Genomic DNA, 14,934 nt, shown 5'->3' on the forward strand with positions numbered 1-14,934 from the left:
TATTTTGTTTTTATTTAGTGATTATAGTCCATTTTATATATGATTAAACTAAACTTGTAATCATTGTATAAGTAATTTTTGGCTAATATCGCGGCTATGATAAAGGCAAAAAAGCACTTTGGACAGAATTTTTTACAAGACAAAGCGACACTAGATAAGATCATCCAAGCGATACCCAAGGACGTAGAAAACGTCGTTGAGATTGGGCCTGGCTTAGGTGATTTGACATTTAGACTTTTGCAAATTTATAAGACGACCTCTTTTGAGATAGATTGTGAGCTGTTTCAAATTTTAAAGGTCAAATTTGCAAATGAGATCCAAAATGGACAATTAAAACTTTTTTGTAAAGATGCTTTAGAGCAGTGGCAGCAAGAGGGCGGACTAAGTAGCCAGAACTACTTTTTAGTCGCAAATTTACCCTATTACGTTGCTACGAAGATGATACTAAATGCGATAGATGACGAAAAATGCCTTGGACTTATCGTGATGATACAAAAAGAGGTTGCTCTTAAATTTAGCGCAAAGAGCAAGGATAAAGAATTTAGCGCTTTATCGATCTTCGCTTCACTTCAAGGCAGGTGTGAGCTTTTGTTTGACGTGGATTCAAAGCTTTTTAATCCACCTCCAAAGGTCACATCCTCAGTCATCAAACTACAAAAAACAAAAAAGATTTTTGGCAAAGACGGGATTTTCAAAGATGCAAAACAATACGAGGCTTTTAAAGCATTTTTAAGAGCTGCATTTGCTTCGCCAAGAAAGACGCTTTTGAAAAATTTATCCACAAATTTTGACAAAAAGGCGTTAGAAGAAATTTTTGAAGACCTAGGCTTAGCTCAAAATTTACGTCCACACGAACTAGATGTCGATTCTTATCTAAAAGTATTTGAAAGATTAAAGGAAGATAATGAACGACAAAAACGAAGAGAAAGTTGTAACTAACCAAAGTAAAAACAACAAAAGACGAAGATTTAGACCAAAAAACAAGCCAAAACAAGAGGGCGAAACTACCGAGCAAACATCACTAGCAAGCAAAAGCGTGATAGATAACTTCTTTGCAGCAGAGCAGGCTGAAGCCAAAACGCATGCCGAGCCAAAAAGTCAAAATCCTCGCCCAAAAAAGCAAAGAAATAATAAAAATCAAAACAAAACTGGCGAAAACAATAAGCCAAAAGAGCAAAAACAGCAAAAAGAAAAGCCAAAACAAGAGCCAAAAGCTGAAGCTAAAAACGAGACAAAAGAGCAAAAAGAAAAGCCAAAAAAGGCTAAAAAACCAAAGAAAAATTTACCTGCAAAACTAAATGGCAACGAGCAGTGGCAACAAGATATCGCAAGCGCGATGGAGGCAAACAAAGCCACTCACGAGCTAAGACTTGAGCCACTAAAATATCTAAACTCAAGCGAGCATAAAATTCGCATAACTCCACTTGGCGGTCTTGGCGAGATCGGCGGCAATATGACGGTCTTTGAGACAGAAACTAGCGCTATAATCGTTGATATCGGCATGAGCTTTCCAAGCGAGAGCATGCACGGCGTGGATATCCTCATCCCAGACTTTGACTACGTTCGCAAGATAAAAGATAAGATAAAAGGCGTCATCATCACTCACGCACATGAGGATCACATCGGCGCAGTGCCTTATTTTTACAAAGAGTTTAAATTTCCTATCTACGCCACACCGTTACCACTTGGCATGATAAATAATAAATTTGAAGAGCACGGACTAAAACAAGAGCGCTCACTCTTTAGATCAGTCGAAAAAAGAAAGCCATATCTCATAGGTGACTTTGAGGTCGAGTGGATACATATCACGCACTCTATCATCGACGCCTCAGCACTTGCGATCACGACAAAGGCTGGCACGATCATCCACACAGGCGACTTTAAGATCGACCACACGCCGATAGATGGCTACCCAACAGACCTTGGCAGACTAGCGTATTACGGCGAGCGTGGCGTGCTTTGTCTATTAAGCGATAGCACAAACAGCTACAAAGAGGGCTTTACAAAGAGCGAAAGCAGCGTTGGTAAGACCTTTGACGCGATATTTTCAAAGGCAAAAGGCCGCGTCATAATGAGCACATTTAGCTCAAATATCCACCGAGTCTATCAAGCGATCGAGTGGGGCTTAAAATACAACCGCAAAGTCTGTGTCATCGGTAGATCAATGGAGAGAAATTTATACACTGCTATGGAGCTTGGCTACATCAAGCTTGATAAGAAAATTTTTATCGATGCAAACGAGGTTGGTAAATTTAAAGATGACGAGGTGCTTATCGTCACTACTGGCTCTCAGGGCGAGACTATGAGCGCGCTTTACCGCATGGCGACAGATGAGCACAAATATATAAAGATAAAGCCGACTGATCAGATAATCATCAGCTCAAAAGCGATCCCAGGCAACGAAAACAGCGTCTCAACGGTGCTAAATTTCTTACTAAAATCAGGCGCGAGCGTCGCTTATCAAGACTTTAGCGAGATCCACGTCAGCGGTCACGCAGCGCAAGAAGAGCAAAAGCTGATGCTTCGCCTCATAAAACCAAAATTTTTCTTGCCGGTGCATGGCGAGTACAACCACATCGCAAAGCATAAAGAGACGGCCATTAGCTGTGGTGTGGATGAGCGAAATATCTATCTAATGAGCGACGGCGATCAGATGGAGGTTTGCCAAAAGTACCTAAAACGTGTAAAAACGGTAAAAACTGGCAAAGTCTTCATAGATAATCAAATAAATAAACAAATCGCAGACGACGTCGTCATCGACAGACAAAACCTAGCTGAAGCAGGGGTCGTCATGATAATCGCTCAAATTTCACGTCACGGCGCAAAACTCATCAACAAACCTCGCGTCATCAGCTACGGCCTTGTGGGCGACAAGCAAGACGCCGAGTTTAGAAAAGAGATGGAGGGCGTGCTAGAGCAGTATTTAAGCAACGTCAAAGAGGAGCTTTTGAAAGATAGCAGACTACTCGAGTCACAGGTGCGCCAAGTGATCAGAAAGCACATATTTAGAAAGGTCAAAAAGTACCCAACTATCGTGCCGATCATCTATCTAATGTAAGGAAAATTTATGCAAAAAGCCAACCAAATCGCCGCTGAAGTCTTAGAGATAGAAGCAAACGAGCTTTTAAGACACGCTAAAAGCGTGGAGATAGAAGATGCTGTAAATTTGATATTTAACGCAAAGGGCAAAGTCATAGTAACAGGCGTGGGCAAGAGCGGTCACGTGGGCGCAAAAATCGCTGCCACGCTTGCAAGCACTGGTACGCCAAGCTTTTTCTTACATCCGACAGAGGCCATGCATGGCGATCTTGGCATGATAGAAAAAGACGACATCTTGTTAGCCATTAGTTTTAGTGGCGAGAGCGATGAGCTTATCAAAATTTTGCCTCACGTAAAGCGCTTTGGCGTGAAAATCGTCGCCATGGCAAGAAGCAAGACAAGCTCACTTGGTAAATTTAGCGATGCTTTTATAGATATAAATGTAGAGAAAGAGGCGTGCCCACTAAATGCCGCCCCAACGGCATCAACCACGCTAACGTTAGCTCTTGGCGATGCGTTAGCTGTTTGTTTGATGCAAAAGCGCGGCTTTAAAAAAGAGGACTTTGCAAATTTTCATCCAGGTGGCAGCCTTGGCAAGAGGCTATTTTTGAAGGTCAAAGACGTGATGAGAAGCGAAAATTTACCGATAGTCCGCTGGAATGCAAGCCTAAAAAGCGCGATCGATACTATGACACATGGCAAGCTTGGCACGGTTCTCATCGTCGATAAAGATGGTGTGCTAGACGCTCTTTTAAGTGACGGCGATCTTAGGCGCGCGCTTATGAGAGAGGACTTTGACCTAGAAGAACCAGCGATGAAATTTGCAACCATGCATCCAAAAGAGATAAATGACAAAGAGATGTTAGCCGTAGATGCGTTAGCTTTAATAGAAAAGTATAAAATTCAGCTTCTAGCTGTCGTAGAAAATGGTGTGCCTGTGGGCGTTTTACACATCCATGACCTTGCAAATTTAGGACTATAAAATGGAAAAAACAAGACTAAATAAATTTATCTCACACAACACAAACTACTCACGCCGTGAGGCAGATGAGCTGATAAAAGCTGGCAAGGTTAGCATAGCAGGGCGTGTGGTTAGCGACCTTGCCACAAGCGTGGATGAAGATGACAAAGTGCGCATAAATGGCCGTTTGATAAAGCTAAAAAAAGAATTTACCGTTATCGTTTATCACAAACAAAAGGGCGAGCTAGTTAGCAAAAAAGATGACCGCGGACGAAAGACGATCTACGACACGTTAGATAAGAAATTTGCCAAATTTGTTAGCGTAGGGCGCCTAGACTACGCAAGTGAGGGACTACTTTTACTAACTGACGCTCCAGCGATCGCCACAGCGCTCATGAATAGCGACTTAGAGCGCGAATACTACCTAAAGGTAAAAGGTGAGGTGACAAAAGAGGTGATAGAAGCGATGACAAATGGCTTTTTCGCCAAGGATGCCACCAAAGGCGCTCACGCAAAAACTACTATAAAATCAATGGAATTTAAGCCATTTCTAGCCTATAAAGTCTTTGGCTCAAGCGGTGGCTACACAAAACTAAAGGTCATCATAAATGAGGGTCAAAACAGAGAGCTACGCCGCTTCTTTGGCTACTTCGACCTTGAAGTGATGGACCTAAAACGTGTTAGTTTTGGACGCGTTAGCCTTGATATGCTAAAGCCTGGCAAATGGCGCTACTTTGAAAATAGCGAATACGAAGACCTAAGAGACTTTTTAAAAGTTAATAACGTTAGATACTAACATCAGGCTTGTTTCTCTAGCAAAAAGGCAAGCTAAATTTACAAAAATGAAGAAGAGATGAAAAAGATTGTTCTTTTATCCATGATCTTACTAACTACCAGCTTTTGCGAGGATCTTTTCAAACTTGGGCTTGAAGCTTATAATAAAGGCGAGTTTGATAAAGCTGCCAAGCAATGGCAAAAAGCTTGTGACGATAATGTCGCCCGTGCTTGTCATAACTTAGGAGTTTTATACGAGGACGCTAAAGGCGTAAAACAAGACTATCACAAAGCAGCCAAGCTATATAAAAGGTCATGCGATGGCGGATTTGCTGGTAGCTGCCTAAATTTAGGGGCTTTATATATAAAAGATCAAGGCATAGGACAAGACTATATCAAGGCTATCAATCTATACAAAAAGGCTTGCGACGGCGATATCGCCCAAGCTTGCCATAACTTAGGTGTTTTATATGCGCTAGGCAAATACATAAATCAGGACTATCGCTTGGCAAAAAGATACGTTTTTAAAGCTTGCGCTCTAGGTTTCCAAGATGGGTGCGACTATCTTAATAAAATGATTGCCGCAGACGAGAATGATGAAAAGATTGAGATCATATTTAAAACTATGAGTAAAACTATCAATCATCTAAAACAAATCGACTAACTTCGTAAATTTATATCTTATTTTCTGAAAGTAGGATGTTTATATATGGATTTAGAAGTGTTTCGCCACGTGCTGCGTAGAGCAAGACCTCTTTAAAGTAGTTGTCGTTTATGCCGTAAGTGTGAAACTCATACGCCCCTATGCCGTATCCCATCGGCGTGATATCGACCCTCGAGTACCAGGCATCTTGCGCTAGGATGTAGCGGTTTGTATCTCTTGAATAGACATATAACTTGATCTTATCTTTGCTCTTTTGCGCCATATACCAGATGAAAGAATTTGTGACGTCGTTAAAAAAGTAGATGTCGCCATTTGGCATGATCGCCTGAGCTGTGTCGTTGTTATCAGCGATGAGCGTCCTGCTCTCATAACATATAAATTTATTTGGCGTAAGCTGCTCTATGGGCTCAGACTTGCCGTTATTTAGGACTAAAATTTTATCGTCGCTTATGTCAGCATTATAGGCGAGCACGGCTAAGACTAGAGCCAACAAACAAAGAGAAAAAATTTGCTTTATCAAAATAAAAATCCTCTTAACAAATAGTATTTGAGCACGTAAAGCGAGCAGATCAGCACGCAAACACTTAGCCAGATCGATGAAAATTTAAGCTTGTGCGAGTAGTTTGTCTTTGTGATGATCTCCACAAGATATGGCATAAGGCCGTAAAAAATGCCCAAAAACAAACTGCCCCAGATGAGGTAGCCAACGTAAAAATAGTCGCTTCTTAGCATGCAGTATGGGCACTTGTGATTTGGCTGCTCATAAACGTAAAGACCAAAAAAGTAGGTGATAGCATAGTAGCTAAGCACTAAAAATAGCAAATTTGCCACAAAGCTTGCCATGCTTTGCTTTAAGAAATTTAGCGCCAAAATGACAAAAAATAGCACGAAAAAGGCGCTTACTAAGCCAAAATTTGTATAGCCAAATGGCAGCTTTGGAGCTTGAAAAGTGACCGAGCAGCAAAAGACTGGCACCTTTAGCGGGATGTTATAAAAAAACGAAATTTCTATGCCGAGCTCTATTAGTATCATCACAAAAAGGCAGATGAAAATGGCATATTTTTTCTTTAGATATGGGAAATTTAGAGCCTGCAAGTCGAGTTTGTTTATGACCAGCCAGATACCAAGCCCAAAGATCAGCAAAATTTTAGTGAGCATCAAGATGCCACCAAATTTATTTGAGCCGATCACGCCAGCCGAGCACATAGCCCCTGGCACGATGTCAGAGAGCTCATTTAGACAAAGTGCGAAAAATATAAACAAAACGATCTTTGTGCAGACGCTAAAGAGCAAGATCGTATTTACAAGGTAGTTTTGCTTTTCAAGTGAGTATTGAAGCGATGTTAGCGCGTTATAGTCCCACGATCTTACTATCCTAACGACATAAAATAGTGAAATGCCCATCAAAACTAACAGCACAAACTCCGCTAACAAAAAGGCGATAACGGCGTTTGATAAAAATACGCTCATACTATCTCTCCGTTTTGCAAGCTAACAACTCTATCTGTGGCGCTTAGCTCGTCAAAAATGCTATCGTGAGTGGCGACTATGACGCTTTTTTTAAGCGCTTTAAATGACTCAAGTAGGCCTAAAAATGCACGCGAATTTTGCCTATCTAAATTTGCCGTTGGCTCATCAGCCAAAATGATATCCGCATCCATTGATAAAGCCCTAGCCACCGCACATCTTTGGCGCTCGCCACCGCTTAAATTTGATACATTTTCATCTCTTTTGTGTGAGATATTTGCAAGCTCAAGAGCCTTTTTTATCATCTCTTCACGCACGTTTGCCTTAAAATTTGTTAGAGCAAACGGAGCTAACAAATTTTCATAGACGCTTAAGCCCTCTATGAGGTTAAAATTTTGAAAGACAAGCCCAAGCCTTTTATGTCTAAGCTCGGAGCAAAATGAGTCAGGCAGCTTTGCTATGTTAGTGCCGTCTATCAAAATTTCTCCGCTAGTTGGCTTTTGAAGTAGGGCGATGAGCGAGAGTAGGGTGCTTTTGCCACTTCCGCTAACGCCTTTTAGTATCACTAACTCGCCGTTATTAACGTCTAAATTTATATTTTTTAGAGCGCAAAACTCGTTTTGTTTGCCTTGGTTATAGACTAGGCTAACGCCTCTAATATTTATCATTTTAGCCCCTCGTTTATGTCGCCACACGCCACACGCCACGATGGGATAAGCACAAATGCCAAAAATGGTATGACGCCAAAGACAAAGATCAAAAAGAGCTTATCAAACTCCAAAATAGGCGTGAAATTTGTAAAATTTAAAAGCTCATCGCCTAAAAATATCCCCTTTAAAAATGGAGCATTAAAAACAAACACAAAGATATAAGCTAACATAACGCCAAGCAAAAATGCGCTAACGCTAACGATGAAATTTTGTATAAATTTTAAAAAAATGATCTCTTTTATACTAAAGCCGATGCTTCGCAAAATGGCTATCTCGCGCTTTTTACTACCATAGGCAAGTGAAATTTGATTTTTAAGTAGCACGAAAAATATGAGCATAACGCTAACATAAATGCTCATAAAAATTCCGCCCTTATAGTAGTAAAGGTGCCTGACTTTTGCCACCTCGTCTTCTATGCTAAGAGCAAATGAATTTGGATATAAATTCTCTATCTTTAAAGCCACTTGGCTGATCTCGTCGCTGTTTGGCACGTCTACATAGAGCTTTGTATATTCTTCGTCTTTTAAATTTAAGATAGCCCTCAAGGTATTTGGGTGTAAAAATATCGCGTTATTTGAGACTAGGCCGCTTTGTTTTGGCATGGTTTTTAGAATTTTTACTGGTATCATGCGCTGTTCTGTTAAGAAGTTAAAGCTCTCGTCGTAGTAAAGCTCATTCATAGCCGCCTTTACGCCCTCGCCAACGATCATCTCGTCTTCTTTTAGGCTATCATCCTCATATAGATGAAACCAAACGCGCTTTTGCACGAAGTAGTACTCCCCATCAACCACACCCCTAACGTCAGCCACGCCATCGATCTTTGAGATATCGTAGATATAGCCAGGGTGCATGAGGTCTCTTTTGCCAGCACGAAACGCGCTAACAACGATACTTGAGCGATCTTTTACTAAATTTATAAGATCGTGCTGGATCGAGCCAGAGATGAAAAGCACCGAGCTTAGCACGAAGATAATGAGCGCAAATAGACAAAAGCTAAAGAGATGATCTTTTTTGTCTTTAAAGAGCAGGATCACAGAGTAATTTATGAAATTTCTACTTATCATATACAAAGCCCTTTTGCTCTTTTAGACTAAAGCTAGAAGCTAAATTTGCCCTTGTTATCTTTGAAATTTCTCTTAGCTCATCTTGCTTTGCTTTGTGGTCAAAGCTAAGGTAGTGCGCCGCTAAAAGCGTGTAAGAGAGTCCAAAAAATAATGCCAAAAATGCTAGAAATTTCACTTTACTTACCGATAAATGTCTTTATCTCGTCAAATTTTATGACACCTTTGCCGGCGTGATCTTTCATAAAGCTCTGAGCCTTTGCTTCGTCTTTAAATGGGATAAACTCCTCGCCCATCGGTCCAAAAACATTTGAGCCATGAACGTAAAACGCATCTTTTGCATCAAGCTTTTCAAGCGTGTAATAATCACTCACATAAGCCTCTTTCATCTTATCGTTTGCATAGTAAAACTGCGCCATATCTTTTACGCCGTCAAAGTAATAGTCCTTGCCATCAGCCTTGATAAGTGTCGCCCATGGAGAGTTTTTCACGATCATACCGCACACTGCACATCTCGTACCCTCTGGCACGACTATCCTCTCAGGTTTTTTAGCCTTAGCCTCTTTGCCCTCTTTGCCTAAATTTGCTGGAGCGTCCCATAGATAAAGAGCTGCGGCTTGCAAGTGCTTGTCATACTCTGGAGCTTTGTTAGCCTCTTTTGCGTCGCACACTTTTTTAAGGTGAGCTTTTAGCTCAGAGATAGCCTTAAAGTTTTTTGGATCAGTTTTGTCGCAGTTTGCCTCGTAAAATTCCTTACCATGTGCGTAAACGCCGTCCTCGCGCTTAGCTTTGATCATCTTATTATCGCCTGCAAAGTCTTGTCCAGCGACCTCGTAAGCTTTGGCAAAGTTCATTATCTCGCCGCCATTTGCTGCTTGAAATTCTTTCGCGTCGGCCTCGGTTGAGAAGGCGTATTTGCTATTTCTAGTCATCGTCCCTTTGACGCTACTGCCAACTACGTAAAATGCCTTATTTACGTCGATCAAATTTAAATTTTTAGTATCAACGACTTGCGCGTCGCTTGGGATCTTGCCTTCTGTGAGCTCATATAAGCAGTGGAGTGACGCTACTTGTTTGCCGTTATAAACGTGGTTTGTTTTATAAAATTTAACCAAATTCATACCGCAAACTGCGCAGTACTCTTTGCCTTCGCCACTTCCTACCAAAGTAGCTTTACTAGGCTCGACGCTTTGAAACATAGGCTGCATTTTATTAGTGGCTGCGCCGTGATCATGCGTACAAGTAGCAAAAAGTAGGCTAGCAAGTAGTGCGGAAGCCAAAACAGAACGTAAAATCATATCATCTCCTTTAGTGTATTAACTCTTTTTTTAGCATTTTTATATTTTCTTGCGATAACTCACCCTTTTCATAGAGCTTTTTTAACATCTCATCGTCAAATTCTATCTCGTAGTAGCCCTTTACAAACTCACTAAATTTATCAAACTCATCAAATGCATAGCCAAGCAGCCAGCGTCCGCCGTTATTGCCACTGACTAAATTTTGATGCTCCGCTCCGTCATACCAGATAAAAAAGGTCGTCTGCTCTATCTCATCTGGCAAGAAGTAAGAGCGAAATTTAGCAGCCTCGCCACTATAAATTTGCTCTATCACGCTTTTGTCTGCTGTGTTAAGCGAATTTAGCTCATTTTCGTGATCAAACCCTCTAACCAGCACCGCCTCACGCGCAAATATCACATCGAGTAGATCGCCCTGCCCGTTATCTACCACGTATCTTAGGCTATTTTCATCCTCTCTTTTAGAAATGAGCCTTAGATACTCTTCATCTGGCTCTAAAAAGGCGCTGTCTAGTAGATAAAGCGCCTCTAGGCTTGCCTCTTTATTGCCCCAGTTTTTAAAACTCATCAATTCTTTCCTAAAATTTCTAAATTCTCACACGCCTCTTTTAGTCCATTTTTGCAGCTTTTAGTGAAAATTTCACGTGCTTTTTCTACGTCCTCTTTCACGCCTTTGCCCTCAGCTAGCATGATAGCGTAGTTGTTACAGCCTTTCTCATAGGCGTATATGCATGCTTGCTCGTAAAGCTTTGTCGCTTTTGTAAGGTTTTGATCAACCCCTTGCCCATAAACATATAAAAATCCAAGATTATCACATCCTATGCCAGCTTCGTTTGCGCAGGCCATTTCGTAGTATGTTTTGGCTTTTGCGTAGTCCTTCTCGGCGCCCTCGCCTTGAGCGTATAGGTAGCCAAGGTTGCTACATCCCATGCCGTCCCCTGCTTTGCAAGCCTTTTCATAAAGCTCTTTTGCTTTTTTTAGGTCTTTTGCCACACCAGTGCCATTTGCATAGAGCAAGCCAAGCTCGGTGCAGCCCTCGTTGTCGTTACATGCTTTTTCATAAAATTTAACTGCTTTTGCTAGGTCTTTTTCTACGCCTTTGCCCTTTTCATAGACGTAGCCAAGGTTGCTGCAAGCCATAGAGAAATTTTGATCGCAAGCCTTTTCATAGAGCATTGCCGCCTTTGTCTCATCTTTTTTGACGTTGCCGTCGCCCCTGCTGTAAAGCACAGCTAGGTTGTAGCAGCCTGATGCCTTTTTCTCTTTGTCGCAAGCATCTTCATAAATTTGCGCTAGCTTGTTGTGATCATCTTTTGCGTTTAAAGCCTCTTTGATGTAGCCAGCATTTAAAACGCATAAACTAGCAGCCAATAAAATCAAACTCTTCATCATATCTCCTAAACTACTTTTATATCTCTGCCGCGGTAGGCTAGGGCGATCAGCAAGGCAAGAGCCGCTAAGATCAAGTATATTAGCCCAGAAACGCCAAAACTTTCGCCATTTGCGTATGAGTGAAGTCCGCTAAGGTAGAAATTTACTCCAAAATATGTAAAAAGCACCGAAGCAAATGATAGCACGCTAGCTGTTAAAAAGACAAAAACGCCCCTTAGTTTTGGTATAAACCTTAAATGAAGCACTATGGCATAGACGATGATCGTGATGTATGACCAGCTCTCTTTGCTGTCCCAGCCCCAGTATCTACCCCAGCTCTCATTCGCCCAGACGCCACCTAAGAAATTCCCTATAGTTAGCAAGCTAAGTCCAATAATAAGGCTTAGCTCGTCGGTGGCGGCTAGGTATCTTATCTGCTCGCTAAGTTTTTGCTCGTTTTTGTCATTTTTTAGAGCCATCAAGATAAGTCCCACAAGCCCCAGCACAAAGCCAAAGCCCAAAAAGCCGTAGCTTGCGGTGATGACGCTTACATGCACGCTAAGCCAAAATGACTTTAAAACTGGGACTAAATTTGTTATCTGTGGGTTTATAAAATTTAGATGAGCAACGAGCAAGCTAACACTTGCAAAGAGCGAAGCAGCGCCTAGTGCGAAGCTTTGATGCTTGAAAAATAGCACCCCAGCTAGCACGCTTATAAGCGAGATATAGACTAAACTCTCATAAGCATCGCTCCAAGGTGCGTGACCTGAGATGTAAGCGCGTAGGGCTAAATTTAGAGCATGCACTATAAATGCAGTAAAAAACGCAAGACTAAGCGCTCTTTCAAATCTAAATTTCCTCCCAAAAAATATCCTATAAAAGCCAAGGGCGAGCGAAGCAAGAGCTAGGATCATGTAAAAATAGATAAGAAATTTAAATATCTCCATTTGGTTATAAAGCACTTCAAGGCTAATTTTCGCCTCGCTTGGCGCAAGAGAGCCTAGAGTGCTTCTTTGATAGCTTGAAATTTGCTCCAAGCATTTATTGGCGCCCGCGCACTCGCCACTTTTTACGCAAAGACTTAAATTTTCTATGTAAGCTCCTAAAACGCTTTTAAACTCGTTTGAAATTTCATCTTTACTAAAGGCTTCATTTACGCCTAGCCACGTGATCGCTTTGCCATTTTTAGCAGGGATAAATTTTAAAATTTCGCCCTTTAGCGCAAGGTATAAGACATTTAGCCTCTCATCAAATTTAATGACATCGCTATCAAATTTATCTCTTTTTGAGGCGGATTTTTCATTGGCAGCCTCTACAAATTTAGCCAGCTTATACTCGCCATTTTCGTTAAAAACGTCATTAAAGCTAGCAAATTTCTCGCTAACGCCAAGAAGCTCGCCCACACGCTTGCTTGTGATCTTTACTATCCTTTTATCCATCCACTCTTGTGGCGAGATGGCAAAAGAGAGCATCAGCTCATCGCTACTAAGCCCAAAGAGCGTCGTTTTGGTTGAAATTTTGCTTATTACCGCCCTTGTATAAGAGCTAGCTGGTGCGATCCTGCTATCAGTTTGAACTAAAATTTTGGCAAATTTATCTGCGTGGGCTTTAAAATTTGTAGCCTCATCGCTTGCAAAATTTGGCGTAGCGTTTAGCAAAAGTAGGGCCAAAAGTGCAAACTGCGTGCCTTTTATGAAGTTACAAAGTCTAAAAAATCGGCTCTTTTTGCTAAATAAATTTCCCACAAAGCCAAGGCAAAGCAGAAAATATCCGATGTAAGTTGGCACTTTGCCAGGATCAAAGCTGATCTCAAAGGCGCTTCCAAGCTCGTCAGCGTCGTATGATGACTGAAAAATTTTATAGCCCATGATGCTTAGTGGGTGATTTAGCGAAATTTCATGCTCGCTGCCTGCTATGCTTACTTTGCTCGTGTAAGATGATGGGCTATTTAGCCCTGCGTAGCGCTCTAGGATAAATTTATCAAGCCTTAGTGAAAATGGTAAATTTATAGCCCTTGAGCTAAAGTAAAATTTCGCCTCTTGCCCGTCAAAGCTTAAAATGCTAGGCTCAAGATTATATCCAGCGCCACCTTTTAGCTTGGCGCTTTTGCTCTTTTCATTAGCAAAGCCAGCCTCTATGCTAAGCGTAGCTGGAGCGTTTTTCTCATCCTTTTTGTAGCCAACTATCTTTATCTCAAATTCTTTGCCGTTTATATCTTTTTTAAAGCCAAAGTCGTTTTTGCCAAGTAGGCTAAGTTTTAGTGGATATTCAAAGCTTTCATTTGAAATTTGCACTCTTAAATAGGGCTTTGTGCTTTGCATATAGTTGCCACTCTCGCCTACTCTAAGATGCATAACGCCCTCTTCGCCAAAGTATCTTGTAAGCGCAGCACCGATAAATATAACGATAAAAGCAAGATGTATCAAAAATGCGCCAAATTTCTTATACATCTTGGTTTTTACGATGCTAATGGCTAAACAAATAGCACAAGCTGCCATGACGCACTCGTACCAGAGCGCTTCATAAACAAGCACTCTAGCCGTCTGTGTGTCATAAAAATTTTCCAAAAAGGTCGCCACTCCTGCACCAAAAGCAAGGATAAATAATAATATTAAAGACAAGCGATAAATGTTTAAAATTTTCATCACCTGCCCTTAAGCCTTAAATGCTATAAGTCTGTCCTGCATAAAGTATAAAAACCCTAAGCAATAAAACGCCAACGACTGCTGCAAATGAGCCAAGGTAGAAGCTAAATTTCATCTTGCCAAGTGCGAAATTTAAAACAAGAGGCAAGACAAAGCCAACTAAAACAACCCCAAGCCAAAAGAATTTAGCCCAAACGCCACTATAAAATGCAACTGCTGCCTCTTGCTGATAGCTTGAACCAAGCAAAAGCGATACAAAAAGCATTAAAATGAGTAAAATTTCAGCGCATAAGACGTAAAACTCCACGCCGTGAAGCGAGCTAAGGTCGCTTGAGTGTGGATCTTCTTTAAAAAATAGTGCCGCTATTAAGCTGCTACCACTTATGCCAGCACTAAGCCCTGAAGCTATGAAAAGCGCTGGTAAAACGGCGGTATTTAAAAGTGGAAATCTAATGAGCACCGAGATCAAAAAGCCTGTATATGCGCAAATGATAACCGCAAAAAGCAGGCAAAGCGCGCTTAAAAGCGGATAAAGTGGCGATAAAATTTTCATCACGCCATTAAAAAAGCCACAAAATGACTTTAGCTCCGCATTAAAGGCGTATAGACACATCAAAAAGCTAAGCGGTATAAATACGCAAAGTGCGGCTACACCGATAGACATAACTGACGTGAAGTTGTAATTAATTAAAATTTTCCAAAACAAAAGTGGCTTTTCAAGGTCAGCTATCAAGCAAACCATACCAAGCATGATGCTAACAAAGGCTAAAAGCGAAGCAGCCTTGAAAAATGGACTAAAGCCATCTTGCCTTTTGTAGCGCTTTAGAACTATGGCAGCTATTAGCGCTCCGCCACTCATACCAGCTAGCAAAAGATAAACAGCGATCGGCCAGCCCCACTCAACTGCGTGCGAAAATGTCGCAGTGAAATTTAATGCACCATCCATC

At 41.3% G+C, this 14,934-nt stretch carries 15 protein-coding genes; 5 read left to right on the forward strand and 10 right to left on the reverse strand.

All coding sequences use genetic code 11. The features are described 5' to 3' along the window. Positions 1-96 precede the first annotated feature (96 nt). The 5 genes from rsmA to CCS77_RS09585 are packed head-to-tail and all read left to right on the forward strand — an operon-like array spanning position 97 to position 5,438. The gene (rsmA, locus tag CCS77_RS09565) at positions 97-939 is read left to right on the forward strand and encodes a 16S rRNA (adenine(1518)-N(6)/adenine(1519)-N(6))-dimethyltransferase RsmA (RefSeq protein ID WP_107917324.1); all 843 of its coding nucleotides are present in this window, start codon (positions 97-99) and stop codon (positions 937-939) included. Beyond that, a complete protein-coding gene (locus CCS77_RS09570) occupies positions 905-3,058 on the forward strand; it encodes a ribonuclease J (protein WP_021092458.1) in 2,154 nt (717 codons plus the stop codon). The genes rsmA and CCS77_RS09570 overlap by 35 nt, the downstream gene beginning before the upstream one ends. Positions 3,059-3,067: 9 nt before the next feature. Beyond that, complete coding sequence (locus tag CCS77_RS09575) at positions 3,068-4,021, forward strand: KpsF/GutQ family sugar-phosphate isomerase (RefSeq protein ID WP_103575183.1); 954 nt, start codon at positions 3,068-3,070, stop codon at positions 4,019-4,021. Between the two features lies 1 nt (position 4,022). Beyond that, positions 4,023-4,796: a pseudouridine synthase gene (locus CCS77_RS09580; RefSeq protein ID WP_009295179.1), complete on the forward strand. Its 774-nt coding sequence runs from the start codon at positions 4,023-4,025 to the stop codon at positions 4,794-4,796. 57 nt (positions 4,797-4,853) lie between these two features. Beyond that, positions 4,854-5,438, forward strand: coding sequence for a tetratricopeptide repeat protein (locus tag CCS77_RS09585; protein WP_103633897.1), 585 nt, complete (start codon positions 4,854-4,856; stop codon positions 5,436-5,438). A 10-nt stretch (positions 5,439-5,448) separates the two neighbouring features. On the opposite strand, the gene CCS77_RS09590 is transcribed toward CCS77_RS09585, so the two are convergent. The 10 genes from CCS77_RS09590 to nrfD are packed head-to-tail and all read right to left on the reverse strand — an operon-like array spanning position 5,449 to position 14,933. Beyond that, the gene (locus tag CCS77_RS09590) at positions 5,449-5,958 is read right to left on the reverse strand and encodes a hypothetical protein (RefSeq protein ID WP_107917254.1); all 510 of its coding nucleotides are present in this window, start codon (positions 5,956-5,958) and stop codon (positions 5,449-5,451) included. Then, positions 5,955-6,908: a hypothetical protein gene (locus CCS77_RS09595; protein ID WP_103568651.1), complete on the reverse strand. Its 954-nt coding sequence runs from the start codon at positions 6,906-6,908 to the stop codon at positions 5,955-5,957. Before CCS77_RS09595 ends, CCS77_RS09590 begins: the two co-directional genes overlap by 4 nt. Beyond that, positions 6,905-7,573 carry an ABC transporter ATP-binding protein gene (locus CCS77_RS09600; protein ID WP_107917255.1) on the reverse strand — a complete coding sequence of 223 codons (669 nt, stop codon included), beginning with the start codon at positions 7,571-7,573 and terminating at the stop codon, positions 6,905-6,907. Before CCS77_RS09600 ends, CCS77_RS09595 begins: the two co-directional genes overlap by 4 nt. After that, positions 7,570-8,679 carry an ABC transporter permease gene (locus CCS77_RS09605; protein ID WP_107917256.1) on the reverse strand — a complete coding sequence of 370 codons (1,110 nt, stop codon included), beginning with the start codon at positions 8,677-8,679 and terminating at the stop codon, positions 7,570-7,572. The genes CCS77_RS09600 and CCS77_RS09605 overlap by 4 nt, the downstream gene beginning before the upstream one ends. Further along, a complete protein-coding gene (locus CCS77_RS09610) occupies positions 8,669-8,854 on the reverse strand; it encodes a hypothetical protein (protein WP_021084005.1) in 186 nt (61 codons plus the stop codon). Before CCS77_RS09610 ends, CCS77_RS09605 begins: the two co-directional genes overlap by 11 nt. A gap of 1 nt (position 8,855) precedes the next feature. Further along, positions 8,856-9,974 (reverse strand): nitrous oxide reductase accessory protein NosL, encoded by a 1,119-nt coding sequence (locus CCS77_RS09615; RefSeq protein WP_107917257.1) that lies wholly within the window; start codon positions 9,972-9,974, stop codon positions 8,856-8,858. Positions 9,975-9,984: 10 nt separating this feature from the next. Beyond that, on the reverse strand, positions 9,985-10,539 hold the full coding sequence (locus tag CCS77_RS09620; RefSeq protein ID WP_107917258.1) for a hypothetical protein: 555 nt from the start codon (positions 10,537-10,539) through the stop codon (positions 9,985-9,987). Beyond that, positions 10,539-11,360, reverse strand: coding sequence for an SEL1-like repeat protein (locus tag CCS77_RS09625; protein ID WP_107917259.1), 822 nt, complete (start codon positions 11,358-11,360; stop codon positions 10,539-10,541). Before CCS77_RS09625 ends, CCS77_RS09620 begins: the two co-directional genes overlap by 1 nt. A gap of 8 nt (positions 11,361-11,368) precedes the next feature. After that, positions 11,369-13,987 (reverse strand): cytochrome c biogenesis protein, encoded by a 2,619-nt coding sequence (gene ccsA / locus CCS77_RS09630; protein WP_107917260.1) that lies wholly within the window; start codon positions 13,985-13,987, stop codon positions 11,369-11,371. Positions 13,988-14,003: 16 nt separating this feature from the next. Then, entirely contained in the window at positions 14,004-14,933 is a 930-nt protein-coding gene (nrfD, locus tag CCS77_RS09635; RefSeq protein ID WP_107917261.1) for an NrfD/PsrC family molybdoenzyme membrane anchor subunit, read from the reverse strand. Position 14,934 lies beyond the last annotated feature (1 nt).

Origin of the sequence: Campylobacter concisus (assembly GCF_003048375.1) — a bacterium.
Taxonomy (GTDB): Bacteria; Campylobacterota; Campylobacteria; order Campylobacterales; family Campylobacteraceae; genus Campylobacter_A; species Campylobacter_A concisus_T.